The sequence below is a fragment of the Brevibacterium paucivorans genome, assembly GCF_016907735.1.
In the GTDB taxonomy this organism is placed as follows: Bacteria; Actinomycetota; Actinomycetes; order Actinomycetales; family Brevibacteriaceae; genus Brevibacterium; species Brevibacterium paucivorans.
Window position 1 is genome coordinate 1803518 of record NZ_JAFBCP010000001.1, and the last position, 22530, is coordinate 1826047.

Annotated in this window: 19 protein-coding genes; 11 read left to right on the forward strand and 8 right to left on the reverse strand. The window is 59.5% G+C overall.

What is annotated here, in order from left to right:
* On the forward strand, nucleotides 1-510 hold the full coding sequence (ilvN, locus tag JOE56_RS08350; RefSeq protein ID WP_204515619.1) for an acetolactate synthase small subunit: 510 nt from the start codon (nucleotides 1-3) through the stop codon (nucleotides 508-510).
* 69 nt (nucleotides 511-579) lie between these two features.
* The gene (ilvC, locus tag JOE56_RS08355; RefSeq protein WP_204515620.1) at nucleotides 580-1608 is read left to right on the forward strand and encodes a ketol-acid reductoisomerase; all 1029 of its coding nucleotides are present in this window, start codon (nucleotides 580-582) and stop codon (nucleotides 1606-1608) included.
* A gap of 217 nt (nucleotides 1609-1825) precedes the next feature.
* Here ilvC and JOE56_RS08360 read toward each other — a convergent pair whose 3' ends face one another.
* Nucleotides 1826-3379: an acetolactate synthase large subunit gene (locus JOE56_RS08360; protein ID WP_204515621.1), complete on the reverse strand. Its 1554-nt coding sequence runs from the start codon at nucleotides 3377-3379 to the stop codon at nucleotides 1826-1828.
* Nucleotides 3380-3427: 48 nt separating this feature from the next.
* The gene (locus JOE56_RS08365) at nucleotides 3428-4105 is read right to left on the reverse strand and encodes a TetR/AcrR family transcriptional regulator (protein WP_204515622.1); all 678 of its coding nucleotides are present in this window, start codon (nucleotides 4103-4105) and stop codon (nucleotides 3428-3430) included.
* A 112-nt stretch (nucleotides 4106-4217) separates the two neighbouring features.
* Here JOE56_RS08365 and JOE56_RS08370 point away from each other — a divergent pair, with 112 nt between their 5' ends.
* Nucleotides 4218-5129, forward strand: coding sequence for an NAD-dependent epimerase/dehydratase family protein (locus JOE56_RS08370; RefSeq protein ID WP_204515623.1), 912 nt, complete (start codon nucleotides 4218-4220; stop codon nucleotides 5127-5129).
* Between the two features lie 152 nt (nucleotides 5130-5281).
* On the opposite strand, the gene JOE56_RS08375 is transcribed toward JOE56_RS08370, so the two are convergent.
* Nucleotides 5282-6538 carry a CPBP family intramembrane glutamic endopeptidase gene (locus tag JOE56_RS08375; protein WP_204515624.1) on the reverse strand — a complete coding sequence of 419 codons (1257 nt, stop codon included), beginning with the start codon at nucleotides 6536-6538 and terminating at the stop codon, nucleotides 5282-5284.
* Nucleotides 6539-6630: 92 nt separating this feature from the next.
* On the opposite strand from JOE56_RS08375, the gene JOE56_RS08380 reads away from it, so the two are divergent.
* Nucleotides 6631-7917, forward strand: coding sequence for a GNAT family N-acetyltransferase (locus JOE56_RS08380; protein WP_204515625.1), 1287 nt, complete (start codon nucleotides 6631-6633; stop codon nucleotides 7915-7917).
* A 158-nt stretch (nucleotides 7918-8075) separates the two neighbouring features.
* On the opposite strand, the gene JOE56_RS08385 is transcribed toward JOE56_RS08380, so the two are convergent.
* The 4 genes from JOE56_RS08385 to JOE56_RS08400 form a co-directional block, all read right to left on the reverse strand.
* Entirely contained in the window at nucleotides 8076-10562 is a 2487-nt protein-coding gene (locus tag JOE56_RS08385) for an ABC transporter permease (RefSeq protein WP_204515626.1), read from the reverse strand.
* Entirely contained in the window at nucleotides 10559-11305 is a 747-nt protein-coding gene (locus tag JOE56_RS08390) for an ABC transporter ATP-binding protein (protein ID WP_204515627.1), read from the reverse strand. Before JOE56_RS08390 ends, JOE56_RS08385 begins: the two co-directional genes overlap by 4 nt.
* A 193-nt stretch (nucleotides 11306-11498) precedes the next feature.
* Nucleotides 11499-12164 (reverse strand): response regulator, encoded by a 666-nt coding sequence (locus JOE56_RS08395; protein WP_204515628.1) that lies wholly within the window; start codon nucleotides 12162-12164, stop codon nucleotides 11499-11501.
* Nucleotides 12161-13378 carry a sensor histidine kinase gene (locus tag JOE56_RS08400; RefSeq protein ID WP_239530410.1) on the reverse strand — a complete coding sequence of 406 codons (1218 nt, stop codon included), beginning with the start codon at nucleotides 13376-13378 and terminating at the stop codon, nucleotides 12161-12163. The genes JOE56_RS08395 and JOE56_RS08400 overlap by 4 nt, the downstream gene beginning before the upstream one ends.
* Before the next feature lie 164 nt (nucleotides 13379-13542).
* Here JOE56_RS08400 and serA point away from each other — a divergent pair, with 164 nt between their 5' ends.
* Complete coding sequence (gene serA / locus JOE56_RS08405; protein WP_204515630.1) at nucleotides 13543-15126, forward strand: phosphoglycerate dehydrogenase; 1584 nt, start codon at nucleotides 13543-13545, stop codon at nucleotides 15124-15126.
* A gap of 1 nt (nucleotide 15127) precedes the next feature.
* On the opposite strand, the gene JOE56_RS08410 is transcribed toward serA, so the two are convergent.
* Nucleotides 15128-15985: an HpcH/HpaI aldolase/citrate lyase family protein gene (locus JOE56_RS08410; protein ID WP_204515631.1), complete on the reverse strand. Its 858-nt coding sequence runs from the start codon at nucleotides 15983-15985 to the stop codon at nucleotides 15128-15130.
* 90 nt (nucleotides 15986-16075) lie between these two features.
* Here JOE56_RS08410 and JOE56_RS08415 point away from each other — a divergent pair, with 90 nt between their 5' ends.
* The 6 genes from JOE56_RS08415 to JOE56_RS08440 all read left to right on the forward strand — a co-directional run bounded on the left by JOE56_RS08415 (nucleotide 16076) and on the right by JOE56_RS08440 (nucleotide 22528).
* Nucleotides 16076-17116, forward strand: coding sequence for a 3-isopropylmalate dehydrogenase (locus JOE56_RS08415; RefSeq protein ID WP_204515632.1), 1041 nt, complete (start codon nucleotides 16076-16078; stop codon nucleotides 17114-17116).
* A 48-nt stretch (nucleotides 17117-17164) separates the two neighbouring features.
* On the forward strand, nucleotides 17165-18256 hold the full coding sequence (locus JOE56_RS08420; protein WP_204515633.1) for a branched-chain amino acid aminotransferase: 1092 nt from the start codon (nucleotides 17165-17167) through the stop codon (nucleotides 18254-18256).
* A 211-nt stretch (nucleotides 18257-18467) separates the two neighbouring features.
* Complete coding sequence (locus JOE56_RS08425) at nucleotides 18468-19850, forward strand: MFS transporter (protein ID WP_204515634.1); 1383 nt, start codon at nucleotides 18468-18470, stop codon at nucleotides 19848-19850.
* A 65-nt stretch (nucleotides 19851-19915) separates the two neighbouring features.
* Nucleotides 19916-20995: a lipoate--protein ligase family protein gene (locus tag JOE56_RS08430; RefSeq protein ID WP_204515635.1), complete on the forward strand. Its 1080-nt coding sequence runs from the start codon at nucleotides 19916-19918 to the stop codon at nucleotides 20993-20995.
* Between the two features lie 68 nt (nucleotides 20996-21063).
* Complete coding sequence (gene thyX / locus JOE56_RS08435; RefSeq protein ID WP_204515636.1) at nucleotides 21064-21849, forward strand: FAD-dependent thymidylate synthase; 786 nt, start codon at nucleotides 21064-21066, stop codon at nucleotides 21847-21849.
* Between the two features lie 13 nt (nucleotides 21850-21862).
* On the forward strand, nucleotides 21863-22528 hold the full coding sequence (locus tag JOE56_RS08440; protein ID WP_204515637.1) for a maltokinase N-terminal cap-like domain-containing protein: 666 nt from the start codon (nucleotides 21863-21865) through the stop codon (nucleotides 22526-22528).
* Nucleotides 22529-22530: the final 2 nt, after the last annotated feature.

Sequence of the window (22530 nt, forward strand, 5' to 3'; positions counted from 1 at the left end):
GTGAGCCGCCATACCCTTTCGGTTCTGATTGAAAACAAACCCGGCGCGCTCACGCGCTTCACCGGGTTGCTAGCCCGTCGCGGTTTCAACATTGATTCCCTGGCAGTGGGAACAACAGAAGTTGAAGAGATTTCCCGTATTACGGTCGTGGTTGACGTCCGTGATACGCCCCTTGAACAGGTGACAAAACAGCTCAACAAGCTGATCAACGTCATCAAGATCGTGGAGCTGGAGCCCGAACAATCCGTCAGGCGCGCCCACGTGATCTTCAAGGTCAAAGCTGATCCACAAGCGCGAGCACAAATCGCCAGCACATGCGAACTGTTCCGCGCCCACATTATTGATGTGTCGGCTGACGCAGTGTGTATTGAAGCAACGGGTGAACAGTCCAAGCTTGACGCGCTGCGACGGGTGCTCGAACCGTTTGGAATCAGAGAAATCGTGCAATCAGGAACCGTGGCAATTGGACGCGGCGGCAAGTCCATTTCGGACAAGGCCCTGCGGAACTAAACCAACCTCTTATACTCAAAAACCAACCCCATATACTCAAAAACACACGCACAAAAACAAGGAGAAGCAATGGTAGAGCGTTATTACGACGACAATGCAGATCTGTCAGTTATCCAGGGTAAGAAAGTTGCCGTAGTTGGATTCGGAAGCCAGGGCCACGCACACGCACTGAGCCTTCGCGACTCAGGCGTTGACGTTCGTATTGGTCTTGCTGAAGGTTCAAAGAGCCGCGACAAGGCTGCCGCGCAGGGCTTCGAAGTGGGAACCCCAGGAGAGGTTGCCGACTGGGCCGACGTCGTTGTCATCCTTGCACCCGACCAGGTTCAGGCCGACATCTACGACAACGAAATCAAGGACAAGCTTTCCGCCGGCAAGACCCTGGTGTTCAGCCACGGTTTCAACATCCGCTTTGGCTACATCCAGGCTCCTGAAGGTGTGGACGTCATCATGGTTGCGCCTAAGGGCCCCGGCCACATTGTGCGTCGCGAATTTGTTGACGGCCGAGGTGTACCCGTGCTTGTCGCTGTTGAAAAGGATGAAACCGGAAGCGCATGGGACACCGTTCTGTCCTACGCCAAGGCCATTGGTGGTCTGCGCGCAGGTGGAATCAAGACCACGTTCACAGAAGAAACCGAAACCGACCTGTTCGGTGAACAGGCCGTACTGTGCGGTGGTGTTTCGCACCTGGTTCAGGCCGGTTTTGAAACCCTTACCGAAGCTGGCTACCAGCCAGAGATCGCGTACTTCGAGGTTCTGCACGAACTCAAACTCATCGTCGACCTCATGGTTGAAGGTGGAATCGCTAAGCAGCGCTGGTCCTGCTCTGACACCGCAGAATACGGTGACTACGTGTCCGGTCCACGTGTCATCACTCCAGAAGTCAAGGTTTCCATGAAGGCGGTTCTGGACGACATTCAGAACGGTTCCTTCGCCAAGCGCTTCATGGACGACCAGAAGGACGGCGCAAAGGAATTCAACGAACTGCGTGCTAAGGAAGAACAGCACCCAATCGAGGCCACCGGTCGTGAACTGCGCAAGATGTTCGCATGGCTCAAGGACTCCGACGACGACTACACCGAAGGCACCGCTGCACGCTAAGCAGTAGCGCTTGCCCTTGCGACGCTTGTGGCCCTCAGCATTTTGCTGAGGGCCACAGTTGTTTTCGCTTCCGTTCTCACTTCCGCTTTGGCCCGGAAGAGGCAGGCGGGCCGAGGTGCCGGGCAGGCCGAGGTGCCGGGCGTGTGGGAGGTGCCCTGCCAGCCGAGGTGCCGGGCGTGTGGGAGGCGCTGCCACCTCGGCGGCGGTTGACCTTGTGTTACATCACGACTTCGATGAGGTACGGGCCTTGAGCGTCAAGACCAGCGCGGAAGGCGGTTGCGAGGTCGTCCATGTTGTCCACGGCCTGACCGTCCACGCCCATCGACTTGGCCAGTGATACCCAGTCGATCGAGGGGTTGGTGAGGTCCATGAGGGCTTCTGCGCGCGGGCCACCAAAGTCAGCGCCCACATTGCGCATTTCGTCGCGCAGGATCTGGTACTTGCGGTTCGAGAAGATCACTACCACGATGTCCAGTCCCTCGCGCGCGTACGTCCATAGCGACTGTGGCATGTACATGCCGGACCCGTCGGACTCCAAGCAGATCACCTTGCGGTCTGGGCAGGCCACTGCCGCGCCGGCTGCCGTGGGGAGCGCGTAGCCAATAGACCCGCCGGTTCCCAGCATGTAGTCGTGCGGTTGGGCGGTGGCTGCGGTGGAGAAGAACGTGAAGCCGGTGGTGATGCTTTCGTCGACCACGATGCCGTTTTCCGGAATCATGTTGGCCAGCAGGTCGCCCAGTTTCTCTTTGGTGATAGAGCCGGTGGGTAGGTCCGGTAGGTCCAGCGCCGAGGTCGTCGCCTCTTTCGCCGTGTCTGCGCCTACCGCTGTGACCAGGGCCTGGAGTGAGGCCGTGAGGTCGTGGCGTGGCTGGGCCAACTCCACCACGTGCATGGCTGGGGGAGTGAGTGCGCTGGGCCGGTTGGGGTAGGCGAAGAACCCGACTGGGGCCTTCGACCCCACCAGGACCAGCAGGTCGTAGTCCTTGAGGAAGTCCACGGCAGCAGGGGTGGCGTACGGGACGCGCTTGACTGGCACACGGCCAGCACCCTGGGTGACGCGAGCGACCATGTTGGGGCACAGCAGATCAGCGCCGGTTGCTTCTGCGATCAGGCCCGCGCTGCGCAACGGGACTTCGCGTAGAGCGTTCTTGCCCAGGAGAATTGCTGGGTTTTTCGCTTTTTTCAGGGCAGCTGCTGCGCCTTCGATGATGTCGTCTGCAGGGATTCCGGCTGCGGGCACGAACGCCTTTCTTGGTTCCTGCTGGTTCTCCACCGGGTTCCATGCGGAGTCGGCAGGCAGGATGAGCGAGGCGATCTGGCCCGGGTTGGTCAGTGACGCGGCGATTGCGGCGGCCGTGTCGTGGGAGACGGAGTCGGCGTTCGCGGTGGTACGCACCCAGTGGCTGAACGGGCGTGCGGCACCTTCGACGTCCGAGGTGAGCGGGGCGTCGTACTGGCGGTGGTAGATCGCGTGGTCACCAATGACGTTGACGATTGGGGACTGCGCGCGGATCGCGTTGTGCAGGTTGGACAGTCCGTTTGCCAGGCCAGGACCCAGGTGCAGGAGCGTTGCGGCCGGTGTGTCTTTCATGCGCGCGTAACCGTCAGCGGCTCCCGTGACCACGCCTTCGAACAGGCCCAAGATGCAGTTGATTTCCGGGGTGTCATCGAGTGCTGCAACGAAGTGCATTTCCGAGGTTCCCGGGTTTGCAAACACCGTGTCGACACCGTTGGCGAGCAGGGTCTGCGTCAGGCTGTGCGCACCGTTCATGGTTCTCCTTGTCTCAATAGATATGGGGCAAAAGTGGAGTGTGTCACATCAGAGGGTACGGCTTGTTTGGGTTCCAAGTAAATTCCGTAGCCACGAATCGAGCAGATCGCTTCCAAGGTCAGTAAGTTCCGGGCCAAGCTGGCCGAACTGAACCGCGTTAATCAGACCAATGAGAGATGTCCAGGCAAGCACCGCACCCGTGGCGCGCTCAGGCGACATTTCCGCGCCCAGGTCTGTGGCACCTCGGGCGAGTTCTTCTGTAAGTGCGGGTGAGGCAGGTGCCGTCCCGAGGTCGAAGTGGGCGACCGTGTGGACGAACAGGGTGAGGACTCGGGTGCCGGGATCGGTAGTGGACTCGGCGGGGGCGGCGTAGTTGGGGACTGGCGTGCCGTACATGAGGGCCCACTGGTGCGGGTGGCGTTGCGCCCATTCGAGTAGCGCGTGGGTGAGTGCGTGAAGGCGCGCGTGGGGTGTTGTGGCGGTGTGTGTCGCTTTCTCGACGTGGTCTGCTACGCGGTTGAAAGATTCGACGAGGAGGACGGTGAGGAGTTCGTCGCGGTTTTTCACGTGTCGATACAACGCTGAAGGGGCGACGCCCATGGACCGTGCGACTTCGCGAAGTGACAGTCCTGCGTGCCCATGCTTTTCGAGAAGTCGCGTGCCGTGCGTGATGATGCCGTTGCGCATCTGGGTGCGTGACTCCGCGTGGGGCTTTCGAGTGGTCATGTACACAGTGTGGCAAAGGTTGCGGTGAATTTTTGTGAACGGTGTTCACAATTGCGGATGGATGGGGTAAGTTAATTATGTGAACGGTGTTCGCTAAATTGTGGAGGGCGAAATGAAGTATTTGGTAGTTGGGTACGGCCAGATTGGGCAGGAGCTTGTTCGGCAGCTAACTGAGCGTGGGGATCGCGTCACGGTCGTGAAGCGGTCAGGTATGGCGCAGCGCAGGGGAGTCGAGGTTATTCAGGGTGATGTGCGGGAAGTGCTTCCTGAGTTGAGTTCGGATGGGTTCGACGGGGTGTTTAACTGTATGCACGCGCCTTATAGTGCGCGCGCCTGGCGGGACGTGCTGATTCCGCGTGAGAAACAATTGCTCGAATGGGCTGGTGGCGTGCCGGTGGTTTTCCCCGAGTCCGTGTATGCGTGGGGGACCGGAGCGCAGGTGCTGAAGGAAGGGGACCCAGTTGAGCCAGCGTCGCCTTTAGGAGAAGTGCGAGCTCAACTGCTACGTAATCGCGAGGCGTGCGGTGGCAGGACCGTGTCCGTTGTTGCCGCGGATCTCATTGGTCCCACTGCGTCATTGGCTGGGGCGGTGTTTCATCAGCTGGTGTTTGATCGCGTGATGAAGGGCAACCGCCCGCTTGGTATGGGTGACGTGAGGGCGCCTCGGAGTATTACGTATATCCCCGATCTGGTCCGTGGAATGATGTATGCGGTTGAAAACGCGCATGACCTGCCGTCTGTCGTTCATGCGCCGGCGCTTGATCCGATGTCGCAAGTTGAGTTGGCTCGTGCGTTTGCGCGCGTGGCTTCTAAGCCCGAGCCGGCCAAGGTGTTCCAGATTCCCTGGACTGTGATGAAGGTGGCGGGCGTGTTTTCGGAAACCTTCCGCGAACTACACAATCAGAGGTACTTGTGGGACTCGCCGCACGTTCTTCACACAGGGATGCTGGCCGATCTTCCGGTGACGAGCCTGGATGTTGCTCTTAAGAAATGCGTGTCTGGGAGGGAAGGTGCTTCGCGGTAGGGGCTGGCTATGTTCGTTTGTCTACATGAGTCCGCGGTTTTCCGTGAGCTGTGTAGAGTAACGAGCCGATTTTGGCTCGAAAACGTGAACAAAACGAACAAAAGGGGTGTTTACCCAACGCAGTGACTCGAGTTGTGTTGGGTAAACGCGCGCTACGGGTGTTGGCGGTTCGTCGGGTCCGCTGGAGGTTCGAACGACTGCTGAGGGCGCGCTTCAGGTTGGCCCGGCTGAGCTGGGGGCACTTGGCCATGCGGTTGACCAGTCTGGCCAGACTGAATCTGACCCGGCTGACCTGGCTGAACCTGCTCCGGCTGTCCTTGCGGAGCGTACCCAGGCTGACCTGGCTGTCCCGGCTGCACGCCCGCTTGACCTGGAGAACCCTGCTCCTGCATTCCATAGGGCACCTGGTCCTGCTTAACAGGACGAACGTGAACGGGGGCCACCGTCTCCACCTTCTTCCAACGCGCAACAAGCGTCAAAACACCAGCAATGACGAAAAGCGCCACCATGGGGAACAGCATGAACACGCCACCGGAGCCTTCGCCTCGTTCGAACGCGTTAGAAATATCGCCAGAGAACAACGCAATGAGGAACATGGTCACGTTGTTCACTGCGTGGACAACGACGGGGGCTTCAATACCACCGGAGAAGTGCGTGAGTGCAGCCATGACCAGCCCAAACACCGCGTAGTACGCCCACAACCATGGGTCGGAAGCGCCGTGCGCAAGCGTGAACAGGATCGTGGCAACAATGACACCAACTACCCCTCCCACGCGCGGGATCCACGAACCAAAGACGCGCGGAACGTAGCTACGGAACATGACCTCTTCAGCTGCGGCCTGAAACGGCGTGGTCAACACAATGATGAGCAAATACGCCAGCGCCGTACCGTCAAACGTGAACGACGAGTCACCCGACCCCATAATTGCGCTGTTGTCAAAGAGAAATCCGACTCCCATGTACAGCACGAACAACGGCACCGTACACGCTAGGCTCAACCCCCACCACTTCCAACGCATGCGCGGCAAAACCGAGAACATGCGCGACCACGGCTGCTTGTGCAAAATCCGGTGTGCGAGCCAAGCAACAAGACCACCCAAAATGAGCGACAGGTTCACCGTGAACAACAACAGCGGCGTGTTGGTGATCTTGCCGGCCATGGCGTCTTCTTGTGAAATCGCACCAGTCGCGATGTCGATCGCCACTGCAATAATGCCACCCACAACTGACACAACAAAGAAAACAACTATGGTCGCAATGATCCCCACGAGCCCCATCCACCAGCGGTCGTGCGCGGTGCGGTAATGGTTTTCGAACGGTTCGTTCCGTGGCTCTGGCGCAGGAGTTTCAAACGGCCCGTTGTGGGGATGAGGAATGTTCGGTGGGGTTTCGCCGTGGGAAGTAGTCATGCTTTAATGATATCCATTCCCAGGCCGTTGTGTGACGCCAAGCATTGGTTGTGCATGACATTTATTCCGCCAGGTGCGTTAGTCTGAAGTTTGTGACCGATTACATTTTTGAGACGTTCAAGCCCACCATCACCGACAACACCCCAGATGAAAAAACCACCAACTACATTCATGCGGTGCGTGCGGGGTTCCACGACAAACGCGTGTCGGGGGAGAAGCTTCTGCAGCGTGTGAAGCGTGCGATCGCTGACGATCGCGTGTTCACTGCCGCTTACAGCCAAGAGTCATACGACCACGCGCTGGATTCCGACATCCCAGTCGCGACTTTTGCGCACTTCGAAAAGAACGTGAACGTGGGCGGCGGAAAGCTCATTCCTGCTCACCTCATCACATGGGTGACGGTGCGCCCCACCCACCGCAGGCGCGGACTGCTACGTCGCCTCATGACCGAAAACCTCTCCAACGCAGCCGACGCAGGTTACCCATTCGCAGCGCTCACGGTCACCGAAGGTGGCATTTACCGTCGCTTTGGTTTTGGTGCAGCTTCCTGGCTCACGGATCTGGAAGTCGACACGTCACCTGGATTCCAGCTCATCTCCGAGCCTGACCGCCGTGTCGAAATGTGTGATGCGCGGGCCCTGCAAGAACTCGCGCCACAGATCTACGCAGAGTTCCAAAAGAAGTCACCGGGTGCTATTGGCCGTCAGCAGGCGCTCTACGACTTCGCTGCCGGACACGACATCGAGACCGGAGAAGCCGACGATGCCGTACGCGGCGCCCTGCACTATGACGAAAACGGAAAGCCAGACGGTTTCGTTTCCTTCAAGCACAAGGCAGGTGATGACTGGTCACACGGAACCCTGGAACTGCTTGACTTCATCGCAGTGAGCAACGATGCATACTCGGCCCTGTGGGCATTCCTGGGCGCCATCGACTTGAGCGTGAAGGTGAAGTTCAACAATGCAGCGCACCAGTCACCTCTGCCATGGCTTTTGACCGACCCGCGCCGTGCCAAGATCGTCAACGAAAACGACGGAATCTGGTTGCGTATCCTCGATGTGAAGAAGTCGCTCGAAGCGCGCGCGTGGCTGGTTGGTGGCGAACTGACGTTGCGCATCAACGACGACATGGGATTCGCCGACGGCACGTACCGCCTGGTGTCCGACGGTCAGGAAGCGACCGTGACCAAGCTGGACGACGGCGAACCTGCCGACCTGGAAATGAACGTTTCTGAACTGGGCTCCCTGTACCTGGGTGGCGCCGACCCTGTGGTGCTTGCCCGCGCCGGACGCATCACGGAAGTCCGCCCAGATGCGGCCCTGGAAGCTCGGTCGCTGTTCGCGCTGGAACGCGCGCCGTACACCCCGAACGACTTCTAAGCGTGAGGTCTGGACTTTGAGGTCCGTTTAACTCACCGGCTAACAGCACGAAAAAGGAAGCGTGGTCCCCACGCTTCCTTTTTCGTTTGCCGGTAGGAAACCTCGCCCGAGGTGGGAGGGCCACCCAGCCTGGACCACCTCGGCGGTTAACCTACGCCCTACCGCATTGCCACGCCTTGGGCCGGTTGGGTGCGGGAGGCGGCGATTGCCGGTAGCGCCGAGGCCGCCAGGGCCGCCACGAGCGCCACCACGGCGAGTACCCCAAACATGAGCCACGGAATCCCCAGCGGAACCGCGATGCCGTCGGCCGTCAGGAGAGACCGCACGCCGGTCCAGCCGAACAGGATCCCCAGCCCCAGACCAACGACCAGTGACGTGAGGGCCATGAGGACCGCCTCGGCCGCAACCATGAACGCCGCCGACCACCGCGACATCCCCATGGACCGCAACAGAGCCGTTTCCCGCTTGCGCTCCATAGTCGCCAGGGAAAGCGTGTTACCCACGCCCACGATCGAAATGATGACCGAGGTGGCTAACAGTCCCAGCACAATGCCCGTCATGATGTTGAGGATTTGAGAGAACTGCGCGCGCAGGCTGGCGCCGTCGACGTACGCGATCACGCCGGAGTTTTCCAGCTGAGCCTGGAGCTTGGAAATGTCCTGCGCGGATGCGGAGTTGGTGACACGCACCCACGTCTGACCGCTCGACTCTTCGAGGCCCAGGTCGGTGACGTCGGCCTTGTTGGCAACAACCGTGTTTGGGGGCACGCCTTCGACGGTCTTGAGTGTGAGGCTGACCTTCTTGTCGCCAACCGTGAGGTCGACCTTCTTGCCGTCGTGCTTCTTGGTGTCCGGAGTGTCACGCACGTTCACGGTGCCGGGTTCGGGCAGGAAGCGCGTGTCACGTGGCACGTCCTTGGTGGCTTGGTCATGCGTGTCGACGCCCACAACCTGGGTCAGGGAGTCGTCGTTTTCATCCAGTTGGTGCCCCAGCGGCACGGACGCTTTGGCCTGCACGCCAGGGAGGGTGACGAAGTTGTCCACGGCGTCCGACTTCTTGATGGTGTCGGCGGTCTTGCCCGAGGTCGATGTCGCCACCACGTCGATAGGGTCGTCCTGGTTGAGTTCGTTGTTGGCGGTGGTGCGGGCGGTCTGCGCCCCCACCAGGATGGTCGCCACCAAGGTGACGCCCACCAAAAGCGCCGAGGTCGTTGAGGCTGTGCGTCGCGGCGACAGTTTGACGTTGCGTGCGACGAGGCCCAAGGCTGGGGAGCGGAAGATCGCTTCTCCGGCGCGACCGATCAGGGCAACCATGGGCGGTACGAACACGCGGCTGAGCACCAGAACACCGCTGAAGGCGAGGATGCCGCCGGGCAGTGCCAGGAGGAGTTCTCCCATGGCGGCGCCTAGAAGGAGCACGGCGACTCCAACCACGGTGAGGAGAGTCCCTACTACCAGACGGATCCACGGGAACCGGGAGGCCGGGGCTGGGATGTCAGCGGGTGCCAGCGCGTCGATAGGGGACACGCGCGTGGCTTTGAGCGCGGGCCAGAACGAGGCGATGACAGTCACGGTGACACCCACGGCCAGTCCGAGAACGGCGGCGAGGAGGGTGAGCGGCGCCAACGCGAAGGTGGGTTGGAAGAAGGCACGTGCGGCCAGTGTGAGCAGGACCGCGAAGCCCCAGCCCACGAAGACACCGAGGATCGCGCTGATGAGACCCAGGACTGCGCCTTCAGCGAGGGTCGCGTTGCGGAGCTGGGAGCGGGTGGCGCCAACTGCGCGCAGGAGTGCCAGGGTGCGGGTGCGAGAGGCGACCAGCACCTGGAATGTGTTTGAGATGACCAGCCCGGCGACGAACAGGGCGACGATAATGAAGGCGGCGATGAAAGCGACTAGGGTCGTTGCTTCGCCGGTCATTTCCTTCATGCGTTGCTGCACGATTTGGTCAGTGGTGGAAACGTGGAGGCCGCCGGCTGATTTGGCACCGGTGTCCTCGGTCTTGACGTCCTTGGCGCCGGCCAGTGCTTTCGCGACGGCGTCTTGGACCTGGGCGACGTTAGACGGGTTGTCGACGAAAACGCGCATGTGGTCGGTGGCGGGGTACAGGTTCGAAACGTCTGTGGCGAAGAACATGGGGACGCTGGATGGAACCTGTGCCAGACCGGTGATTGTGAAGGTGTGGGTGTCTTCGCCTTCGCCGTCTTCAGAGGGCACGACGAGTTCGACCTTGTCGCCCACCTTCTTGTTCTGTTTTTCCGCCATCTTCGCGTCGTACAGAAGTTCGCCCTTCTTGGAAGGGGCCTGGCCTTCTGTGATTGAGATGCCGCTGTGCTTTGGCCACACTGAGACGAACGCGAATTCGTCCGAGGTGGTGAACACGGAGCCTTGGTCGATGATCTGAGTGTCTTTCACGCCGTCTACCGATGCGACGGTCTTCTGGGTTTTGTCCGTCAGATCGTTTTCGTCAGGGGAGACCAGGAGGTCGGCGCCGGAGTACTGCACACTGAACTGGTCGCGCATCGTGTTGTTAAACGCAGTGAGCAGGCTGACCACTGCAACGACGAATGCCACCGACACCATGACGGTGATTCCGGCAGCTACCAGACGCGAACCACCGGAACGAAGATTCGCTTTGACGATCATTTGGTGACCTCCAGAAGGGCCTGGGAAACCTCTTCAACGGTGGGGTCGAAGACCTCGCCGGCGATGTTTCCGTCAGCCAGTAGGACCACACGGTCGGCGTACGCGGCCGCGGCAGGGTCGTGCGTCACCATGACAACTGTCTGACCCATTTCGGAGACGCATGCGCGCAGAGTCTCTAACACCTCGGTCCCGGAACGCTTGTCCAGCGCGCCGGTGGGTTCGTCAGCGAAAATGACGTCAGGCTGGTTCACCAGGGCGCGGGCAACGGCCACGCGCTGTTGCTGGCCACCGGAGAGTTCGTGTGGGCGGTGGGTGAGGCGTTCGCTCAGGCCAAGATTTTCCACGATCGCGTTCTTGAAGTCCAGGTCGATGCTTTTGCGGGCGAGTTTGGACGGGAGCATGATGTTTTCGTCAGCAGTCATGGCCGGTACCAGGTTGAACGCCTGGAAGATGAAGCCCATGTGGGCGCGCCTGATGCGGGTGAGCTTGGTGTCGCTGATGCCTGTGATGGCGCGGCCGGCGAGCGTGACGGTGCCGGAGTCGGGGGTGTCGAGGCCGGCCAGGATGTGCATGAGCGTTGACTTACCCGAGCCGGACGGGCCCATGATCGCGGTGAACTGGCCGGATTGGATGTCGATGTCGAAGTGGTTGAGGACGGTGAGTTCCGCCTCACCGGTGCCGTAGGTTTTGCTGAGGCCGCGAGCCGAAATCGCGGGGAATGCTGATGACGTAGATGTGTTCATGTTTCTACTGTCGCTAAGTTGTGTGGCGGAAACATCAGCCTGCGGGATATGGCTTTGTGGGTACGACTCATCCTTGAGGATGAGATTTGGGTGGGGTGGCGGTTTTGAGGAGTAGTTCAGCTCAAACGGCGCAAAGTGAGCGAAACTACGCAATATAATGCGCAGTTTCGCTCGTTTTGCGCCGTTTCGCCTCTCACACGACGCCGGCCTCGTAGGCGAAGATGACAGCGTGGATACGGTCGCGCACCTCGAGCTTGGTCAGAATATGACCTACATGCGTCTTCACGGTGGGGGCTGCCATGAACAGTTCGCTGGCAATCTCGGCGTTGGACCTGCCTCGCGCCACCAGCTCAAACACCTCACGCTCACGGGCCGTGAGCCGATCCAACTTCTGCGCGTGATCACTCGGCACCGCTGGTGTAGCGACCACCGTCTCCAGCAACCGGCGCGTGGTCGTTGGCGCGATCACCGCACCACCCACGTGCGCCTGCCGGATCGAGTCCAACAACACCTCGGGCCGGGCGTCCTTCAACAAAAACCCACTCGCCCCCGACCGCAGCGCCGTCAACGCATAATCATCAGTATCAAACGTCGTCAACACAATAATGGTGGGCACCTGCGGCAAGGCCCCAGCATCACCCAACGCCACAATCTCCTGGGTAGCGGTCAGTCCATCCATGACCGGCATGCGAATATCCATGAGAACCACATCGACCGCATGTGCCCGCACCGCCTCAACCGCTTCACGACCGTTTTCAGCCTGCGCCACTACCCGCATGTCATCCTGCGAATCAATCACCATCGCAAGACCCGCACGCACCAACACCTGGTCGTCAACCAACAACACCCGAACCGTCATGCCACATCCTCCGGAAGAGTGAACTGAACAAGAAAACCAGTCTCAGTGGGCTCAGCAACCAGCGAACCCCCATGAATATGTGCGCGCTCCTTCATACCCTGGATGCCCGCCCCAGACCCAGGCGCCACAGCAGATTCGGCCCGCCCGGTAGAAACAACCCGCGCCACGATTCCCAACTCACCCGGCTCCACAGTGACTTCTGCACGCGCATCCGGCCCACCGTGCTTCATCGTGTTGGTGAGCGCCTCCTGCACAATCCGGTACACCGCCAACTGAGCCGCCGGCGCAAGCTCAGGCACATCAGGCGCAGTACTCAGCCTCACCTCAAGGCCCGTCGCCCGCACGTTTTCCACAAGGCTTCCGAGGTCGTGAATACCTGGCATCGGAGTAGTCTGGGCGCTGGCGCTGGGATCACGCAAAACACCCAACATCCCACGCAAGTTACCCAGCGCTTCACGACCAGTTTCTGCAATTGTTTCCAACGCGGTCACCGCGGCCCGTGGCGAAGCCTTCGCCGCATAGCGCCCACCATCAGCCTGCGTAATGATCACCGACATCGAGTGGGCAACAATGTCGTGCATCTCTCGTGCAATCCGCATCCGTTCAGCATCGGATGCAAGTCGAATTTCATTCTCACGTTCGCGCTCCAGTAGCGCGTTACGTTCGGCAATCCTTTGCGCATCATCACGCTTACGCCAATGAATATCCCCAAGCGTCCACGCGAGCGCCACCGTCACCATCGGAAAAACCAACGCCGCCAAAACTAGGAACAGCAGTTCACCAGCGGTGACATCCGAAAGCCTCGCACCAGACACATAGAAATACATGAAATTACTGGCCGCAAAAATAAACGCCGCCACAATTCCAATGCCCAAGAAGATCTTTCCCCACCGCCGAGGTGCATAAGCGGTGACCGCGTGCACAGTAATAGGGACGGTGACAAGGGCTGGGTGCGGGAATGCAAACGTCAACGCGTAGAGAAACCCAGTGGCCACGACAATCCATCCAGTGACCAGGGGCAGCGATCGCCTAATTACAAGCGATGCGCTCATCGCAACCAAAAACACGATCTGGAGAACCCCACGCAGACCGGGCTCATACGCCTGAAGCAGAATCGTAATGAGCACCAGTGGCGCCGCGAAGAAAAGCGAGTCCACCACCCACATGTGGGCCGACATAAACTGTGATGCCCTCACATGCCACGGTTTTCTCATGTCCATAAGTTTAGGTAGAAGGTGAGGGGTGCTCATCGTCCCGCGGTATGAAATGTTCGGCGGTGAACACGAGCCCCGCTGTAAAACATATTCATCGCCATGAATAAGATACGTATAGGCCCATATCCCGCACCTGGGTCATCAGCACGTGTTCAGGAGGCACAGTGAAACCCGTTGTCCTAATTGCAGAAGAACTCTCACCCGCAACCGTTGACGCGCTAGGGCCAGATTTTGAAATCAGGACATGCAATGGGGCAGACCGTGCCGAACTGCTGCCCGCCCTCAAAGACGTCAACGCTGTGCTCATCCGCTCCGCAACTAAAATGGACGCCGAAGCACTCGCGGCAGCGCCTGAACTCAAAGTCATCGCACGCGCCGGTGTTGGCCTCGACAACGTAGAGATCTCCGCCGCCACTCGCGCCGGAGTCATGGTCGTCAATGCGCCCACCTCCAACATCATCTCGGCAGCCGAACTCACCATGGCTCACATCCTGGGTTCAGCACGTAACTACGGTGCAGGTCACGCGTCCCTCAAAGCAGGGGAGTGGAACCGTTCCAAACTTTCCGGCGTTGAGCTCTACGAAAAGACCCTGGGCATCGTGGGCTTGGGACGCATTGGTGGTCTGGTCGCTGAACGCGCAAAGGCCTTTGGCATGAACCTCATCGGTTACGACCCCTACATCTCCTCCTCCCGCGCAGCCGCAATGGGCGTGACCGTCGTGAGCCTCGACGAACTCCTCGAACAGTCCGACTTCATCACCGTTCACATGCCCAAAACCCCTGAAACAATCGGCATGATCGGCGAAGAAGCATTCACCAAGGTCAAACCCACCGCGCGCATCATCAACGTTGCCCGCGGTGGCATCGTCGACGAAGCCGCACTCGCCAAAGCTATCGAAGACGGTCGCGTAGGCGGCGCTGGCATCGACGTGTTCACTCAAGAACCACCCGTGGACTCACCACTCATGGCCCACGACCGCATCAACGTCACCCCACACCTCGGCGCCTCCACCGCCGAAGCCCAAGAAAAAGCCGGCATCGCCGTCGCCCAATCAGTGCGCAAAGCCCTGGCCGGTGAGCTAGTGCCAGATGCTGTCAACGTTGCCGGTGGCGCAATCGACCCGCAAGTCCGCCCTGGCATCGCACTGACCGAACGCCTGGGACGGGTCGTGTCAGCCATGGCAGGCGACCCGGTCACTCACTTGCGCGTTGAGGTACGCGGCGAAGTGACACAAAAGGACGTCAGCGTCCTCAAACTGTCCGCTCTCAAGGGACTGTTCCTCGATGTGGTCGACGGCGCAGTGTCCTACGTCAACGCCCCACTTTTTGCTCAAGAACGTGGCGTCACCGTCGAACTCGCCACCGAACCCCTAAGCGAGAACTTCCGCAACGTCGTCACGCTCGTCGCTGCCACCTCGGCAGGGCAACAAATCCGCGTCGCCGGAACCGTCACCGGCCCCAAGGACGTGCAGAAACTCACCGAAATCGACGGCTACGACCTCGAAATGAAACTCAGCGACCACCTCGTCGTCTTCAAATACGACGACCGCCCCGGCGTCATTGGCCTGTTCGGTCAGGCGCTAGGCAACCTGGGCATCAACATTGAAGCCATGCAGGTCTCGCCCAAAAATGATCAGGCGTTGGCCGTGCTCGCAGTTGATTCGGAAGTGACGGCCGAGGTCGTTGACACCGTCGCTGCTGACTTTGGCGCAAGCTTCGCTCGGGTTGCGAACATCGAAGAGAAGTAACTTAGTTCTTCCACAGCCCGTAGGAGTCTGACAACTGCGCGATCTTCTTCGCGCGGGAGAGGCGGGGCAGGTAGGAGCCGTCGGCGATCGCGTCATCGCCGGCGGTTTCTGCTTCTTCCAGCATCTTGCGCGCCCACGTGCGGTCATCCTCACTGGGTGCCAACGCGTCGTTGATGGTCACCGCCTGTTGCGGACTCAAAATGAGCTTGCCCGTCATCCCCATCTTCAATGTCCAGCCACAGTCATGGAGCAGGGCCTTGGAGTTCGCACTCGCGGGGGAAGGGCCATCAATTGCGCCGGGCAAACCGCCCACGCGCGTGGCGACCACCAGCCGCGAACGCGCGTATGCAAGCGCCATTGGGTCATCGCCCACACCCGTGTCCTTGCGGAAGTCGTTGGTACCTAGGGCCAATCGGAACGTGCCCGGCGCCTGCGCGATGCGGGTCGCAGCCTCGATACCAATTGCTGTTTCAATGAGCGCTAGAACTGGGATGCCTGCACCGGCCCGCATCGCCGTCAGTGTGACCTGGTCCGGTTCTTCAGTGTTGGGCAACATTACCCCTTTGAGGCCCGGGAGCCCGTTGAGGGCATCCAAGTCTTTTTCCCACAGGGGCGTGTTGATCGGGTTGATGCGAACCCACCCCGCCATGTCGGTGGACAAAGCGTTGACAACGTTGTCGCGTGCTTGGTCCTTGGAGACTTCCGGGACAGCTGCTTCGAGGTCGAAGATCACCGAATCTGACTCGCTCGTCTGGGCAGTTTCAAAAGATTCGGGGCGAAGCGCGTTGACCAGGAGCCAACTCCGGGACAGTTTGGCGGGTAGTGCGGCAGCGCGTTTGTTGCGGATCGTTGTGGGCATATGAGCAGTGTATGAAACGAGCGCCCTCGAATCGACCAGTTTGTGAGATGTGTTACTGAATGGTGAGATGGAGGGGCTACTGTGAAACCTATGACTACGTTCAAGATTGCAGTAATTCCCGGCGACGGAATCGGAAAAGAAACAGTCCCTGAAGGGCTGAAAGTCCTCAAACGCGCAATTGAAGCAAGCGGCGACTCCGTTGAGCTCGACCTCAACGAGTTCGGGCCCTCTGCCGAACGCTACTTGGAAACCGGCGAAACCCTCACCGACGAAGAACTCGAACAGCTACGCACCCACGACGCCATTTTCTTTGGTGCAATCGGTGACCCGCGCGTACCTTCCGGAGTTCTTGAACGTGGCGTCATCATCAAACTGCGCTTCGAACTCGACCACGCGATCAACTTGCGCCCCTCCCGCTACTTCCCAGGCACCAGCTCGCCCCTGAAAGACCCCGGGAACATCGACTTCATCGTGGTACGTGAAGGAACCGAAGGATCCTACTCGGGACAAGGAGGATTCCTGCGCGCCCACACAGAACACGAAGTCGCCAACGAGATCTCCGTCAACACCCGCTACGGAGTTGACCGCGCGGTCCGCTATGCATTCGAACAGGCCAACAAGCGTCGCAAGAAACTCACCTACGTCCACAAGACCAACGTCATGGTCCACGCAGGAAATCTGTGGGAGCGCGTCGTAAAAGAAATCGCGCAGGAGTTCCCGGATGTAGCCGTCAACTACGAACACGCCGACGCCTGCACGATGTACGTTGTCAACGACCCACAGCGTTACGACGTGATCGTCACCGACAACCTGTTCGGTGACATCATCTCGGACCTCGCTGCCGCGGTGACGGGCGGGATTGGTCTTGCCGCCTCGGCGAACCTCAACGTCAACGAAACCGGACCGTCCCTCTTTGAGCCCATCCACGGATCCGCCCCCGACATCGCAGGTGAAGGGATCGCAGACCCCACCGCAACGATCCTCTCCGCAGCCCTCATGGCACAGAACCTGGGACTCGACGTCGTCGCCAAAGCAATCGAAACTGCGGTCGAAGCCGACATCGTTGAACGCGGCGATGCGAAGCGCTCAACTTCAGAAATTGGGGATGCGATCGCGCAACGCATCGGCTAAGGGAGTAACATCGGTCACAGAAGCGAATCGAGTTAATGGAGACTTACTATGAGCACATTTGTCCAGCAGAAGAACTCGCAGCCCGCTCCACAGGGTGTGCGCGAAGCAATCCTTGCTAAGCCAGGCTTCGGTGACTACTTCACCGACCACATGAGCCACATCCGCTACACCAAAGAACAAGGGTGGCACGCACACTCCGTGAAGCCCTACGGCCCTCTGGTTCTGGACCCAGCCGCCGCAGTCTTCCACTACGCGCAGGAAATTTTCGAAGGTATGAAGGCATACCGTCACGCTGACGGTTCGGTGTGGACCTTCCGTCCCACCAAGAACGCGGAACGCATGAACAAGTCAGCCGCCCGTCTGGCACTACCAGAAATTTCCGCCGAAGACTTCGTGGGATCACTCCGAGCGCTGGTCGAACTCGACGAAGCCTGGGTCGCAACCCCGATGGACGCAGCTGATGAAGTGTCGCTGTACCTGCGCCCCTTCATGATCGCTTCCGAAACGTTCTTGGGCGTTCGTGCAAGCCAGGAAGTCGATTACTACGTGATCGCGTCACCTGCCGGACCGTACTTCGCCGGCGGTATCAAGCCTGTCGACATCTGGCTGTCCCAGGACCTCAAGCGCGCTGGCACCGGCGGAACCGGTTTCGCTAAGTGCGGTGGTAACTACGCGGCGTCCCTGCAGGCCGGTAATCAAGCGGCTGAAAAGGGATGCCAGCAGGTCATGTTCACCGACGCTAAAGAATCCAAGTACTTAGAAGAGCTGGGCGGCATGAACCTCATGCTGGTCACCAAGGACAATGAACTCCTCACCCCAAACGTTTCCGAAACCATTCTTGACGGTGTGACCCGCCGTTCACTGCTGGAGTTGGCACCGTCGATTGGCCTGACCCCAGTTGAACGTGACATCGAGGTCGCCGAATGGCGTGAACGCGCCGCCGCCGGTGAAATTGTTGAAGCGCTCGCCTGTGGAACCGCCGCGGTGATCACGCCAATCGGGCGCTTGGTGTCAGATGACTACACAATTGAGCAGAGCACGGAACCAGGCGAAGTCACCATGAAACTTCGCTCGACCCTGCTTGACATCCAGTACGGCCGTGCAGAAGGCCCCGAAGGCTGGATGGTCAAGCTGGCCTAAGCACCTCCTAAAAGGTCGCACCATCTCACGCTTAGCGCTATCGCTTCACCCCACTCAAAAACGGAGTAAGCTATACCGCTAAGCGCGTACGGTGTGTGACCTAGCTCGTGGAAGGGCTCACTAGCCACTCAACTTCCAGGCCGCAGTGACGGCACACAAATTCCGGTCGGCAGATCTGATCGGCGCGCCACTTCAGATAGGAATAACTGTCATGAATCGTGTGGCAACGGAAGTGCCAACGGCACAACAGGTGGTATCAAACCTCCCCTGGAAATGGAACGTTCAAGGCGCAATCTTCATTGTGGGTGGTCTTGGTTTCATGTTTGACGCGTGGGACGTGGCCCTCAACGGGTTCCTCATCCCACTGCTGGCAAAAGAGTGGGGCTTAAGCATCGGGCAGGCGGCCTGGATCGCCACCGCCAACCTCATCGGAATGGCCCTGGGGGCGTTCATCTGGGGTGGTATCGCCGACCGCATGGGGCGCAAAAAAGCCTTCACACTCACCCTGCTCATCTTTTCCGCGTTCACGGTGCTGGGAGCGTTCGCACCCAACTACGCACTGTTCTTGATCTTCCGCTTCTGCGCCGGGTTTGGGCTCGGCGGGTGTATCCCAGTTGACTACGCCCTGGTAGGCGAGTTCACCCCCACCAAACACCGCGGACGCGTGCTCACGGCAATGGACGGCTGGTGGCCGGTGGGCGCGACCCTGTGCGCCGTTGTTTCAGCGTGGCTGGTGAGCTTCGCATCATGGCACACCATCATGCTGGTCATGGTGCTTCCGGCGCTGCTGATCGTTGCAGTTCGCTTCTTCATTCCAGAATCGCCCATGTACCTCCTGTCCCAGGGTCGCAACGCTGAAGCAGACGAAGTCATCCGAAAACTCGTCACACGCACCGGCGCCAACGTCACCGAATGGTCCCACGACGGCGTTGAAGAAGCCCCCAAAGCGGCACCTCTCATGCAACGCCTGCGCGCCATGACCGGTCAAGTGAATCTGCTGTGGCAGTACTCGTGGAAGATCACCCTCACCTCGTGGACCTTGTTCGTGTCGGTGCTTCTGCTGTACTACGCGGCCCTGACCTGGCTCCCTGGAATCCTCAAGAAACAAGGACTCACCGACCAAGCCGCGTTCATCACCACAGGCGGCATGACCGCGATTGGAATCGCCGGTGTCGTCGCTTCAGCGCTCCTCATCGAAGCCATTGGTCGCAAATGGGTTCTGGGCGCCTCGGCGGTTCTGGCAGCAGGATCGCTCGTGTGGTTTGCACTTGAACTCGAAAACTCCGGCACACAGCTTTCGCGCCCAGCCGTGATCGCAATCTTGCTGTTCGGATTCCTCATCCAGGTTTCGGTTCCCGCGCTCTACACCTATGTCACCGAGCTGTACCCCACGCGCCTGCGCTCGTCCGGATTCGGGTGGGCGTCCTCGGCCAGCCGCCTGGCCATTGGAATCGCCCCCATCGTGTTCGGTTCGCTCCTGTGGCCCAACATCGGACTGGTCAACACGTTCGCACTCACCGGCGCCCTGGTGGTGCTCGCCGTGATCGTCATGGTGTTCTTCGGCCGCGAAACCGCAGGCGAGGAACTCGACTAAAGCCGGCACCGACCTCGGCGGGCGGGGCTCCCGCTACCTGGTGCCAAGGCGGTAGGCTCGTCTGTATGAACACGTTTCACACGGAAAGAAAAGTTCCTGGCGGAAAACTCGTGGTGGTCGACGGTGAACTCACCGACGGTGTCATCACCCACGCGCAAGTGTCAGGCGACTTTTTCTTAGAGCCTGAAGAAGCGTACTTTGCGCTGGCCCCCGCCCTGGTGGGTGTGAGCACCGCGGACAGCCGTGAAGAGATCACTAACCGGTTGGATAAGGCTGTCACCCAGGCCGCCACCGAGGTGGGCGCCCAGGTGGACTTGCAAGGTTTCAGTACCGCTGATGTTGCGTTCGCGGTGCGACGCGGGCTGACAGGTGCCACCGATTTTTGGGACCACGAGTGGGAGATTTTCCACGACGAGTCACGCCCCACGGTTGAAAATGTGGCACTGGACCAGGTGCTCCTCGAAGAGGTCGCGGCTGGTCGCAGGAAACCCACCGTGCGGTTTTGGGAGTGGGACGACACCGCGGTGGTGATCGGCTCATTCCAGTCGTACTCCAACGAAGTCGAACCTGAAGGCGTTGCGCGTTATGACGTGCAGGTGGTGCGCCGGGTGTCCGGTGGGGGAGCGATGTTCATGGAAGGTGGCAACTGCGTGACCTTCTCAATCTACGCCCCAGACAGCTTGGTAGCCGGATTAAGTTACGAAGAGTCCTACGCATTCATGGACCAGTTCATTCTGGATGCGCTCACCCAACTGGGTGTCAGAGCAACCTATGAACCCATCAACGACATCGTTTCCCAGCACGGCAAAATCGGGGGAGCCGCCCAGAAACGGGTGTCCGCCGGCGCTGTCCTCCACCACGACACGTTGAGCTACGACATCGACGCCAACAAAATGGTCGAAGTTCTGCGCATCGGAAAAGCGAAAATCTCTGACAAGGGCGTCGCTTCAGCCAAGAAGCGCGTGGACCCGTTGCGTAGCCAAACGGGTGTAAGCCGTGAACAGGTCATTCACACCATGATCGACACGTTCACTCGCAGAACCGGGGCTAGCAATGGCTCTGTCACAGCTCAGGAATTGGAGCGAGCACGCGAACTCATCGACACGAAATTCGGCACTGAAGAGTGGACGAAACGAGTTCCCTGAACGTGCGTGAACCGCACGCATAAGCCACTAGACTGGCAGTCAATAGTACCACAACAGAAGGAGCCCACGTGCGCCCCGTTGAGCCCAGTGTTGAACTGATTTCACGCCCCAAAATCGACTGGGAAGAGATCACAGCCTACCTTGAAGAAGTGGGCGGAACCGCGTGGTCAGACCGCGTGCGCGACCAGGAGTCTCCTGACAGCGAAGACCTTCTGGAGTTCGCCGGACGCATGTGTTACCGCTCGTGGGAACCGGGGCTTAACCCAAACGTGGGTCGCGTGCGCACCGACTCCACACAGTACCTGGGCAACGTGGTCGCATCCCAGCACGGGTCCGTTCTGGAACACGCCAGCTACACGTTCATTCTGCACAACGTGTCGCGCGTCTTTACCCACGAACTCATCCGCCACCGCGCCGGCGCCGCATACTCACAAGAGTCCTTGCGCTATGTGCGCCTAGAAGACATTCCTTTCTGGTTCCCCGAATGGGCTCGTGAAGACGAAGAACTCATGAAGCGGTGCCTGGACCTACTTGACCGGATGGAAGAGCACCAGAAGTGGATGAGCGAACACTTTGGGCTTGATGAAGAAGGCCAGAACTTTACGCACAAGAAGCACATGACGTCGTTCATGCGTCGCTTCGCCCCTGAGGGCCTGGCTACGGGGATCGTGTTCACCGCTAACCTGCGTACGCTGCGCCACGTCATTGAAATGCGCACCGCTAAGGGCGCGGAGGAAGAAATTCGCCTCGTGTTTAACAAGATCGGTGAGATTATGAAGAAGGAAGCCCCCGCGATCTTCGCCGACTACACGGTAGAAGACGGCGAGTGGATTCCCGGCACACGCAAAGCATAGAAGGAGCGCCACAATGGCTCAGATCTACAACGCAGAACTCTCACCTTCTAAGAACCAGGTCATCGCTACGGTCTTAGGAACCGACGAAGCCGACATCGAGAAACTCACGAGCTACCGTTTCGACGACCCTGCTGGCCAGATCGGCATGGAAGTACACATTGTGCGTACCCCCGACGGCTCAGTTCTTCAGGTGCCACTGGTGTACCGCCCCGAACCGCTGGAAGATGCGGAAGAAGACGAACTCATCACCACCATGGAACATTCGGTGCTGGGAACACGCTACGTGTACCTGGGCATGTCAGACCCTGTTTTTGCTGAGGCACTCGACGTGACCATCAGTGAAGAACGCAGTGGCGCAGAACAGTTCCTGGTCGACGGCGACACGCAAACCCCCATCACGGAGGGCCTTGCAGACGTCATCGGAACCGGTGAGATTGAACTCGAAGAGGAAGAGGACGACGAAAACCTCATCGGCGTTCTTGAATTGTTCGCAGAACTCGACCTTGATGGCCTCAGTGAAGAAGAAGCAAATCAGCCAGGCCAGCTCATTGGTACGTGGGAAGGACAGGACACCCCTGTTCTGCTGGCCCACTCCGGTCTGGTGTACGTCGATGACGAAGAACTCGACGACGAAGACGGTGAAGAGGAAGACCTCGAAGAAACCGCCCAGGACAACTGAAA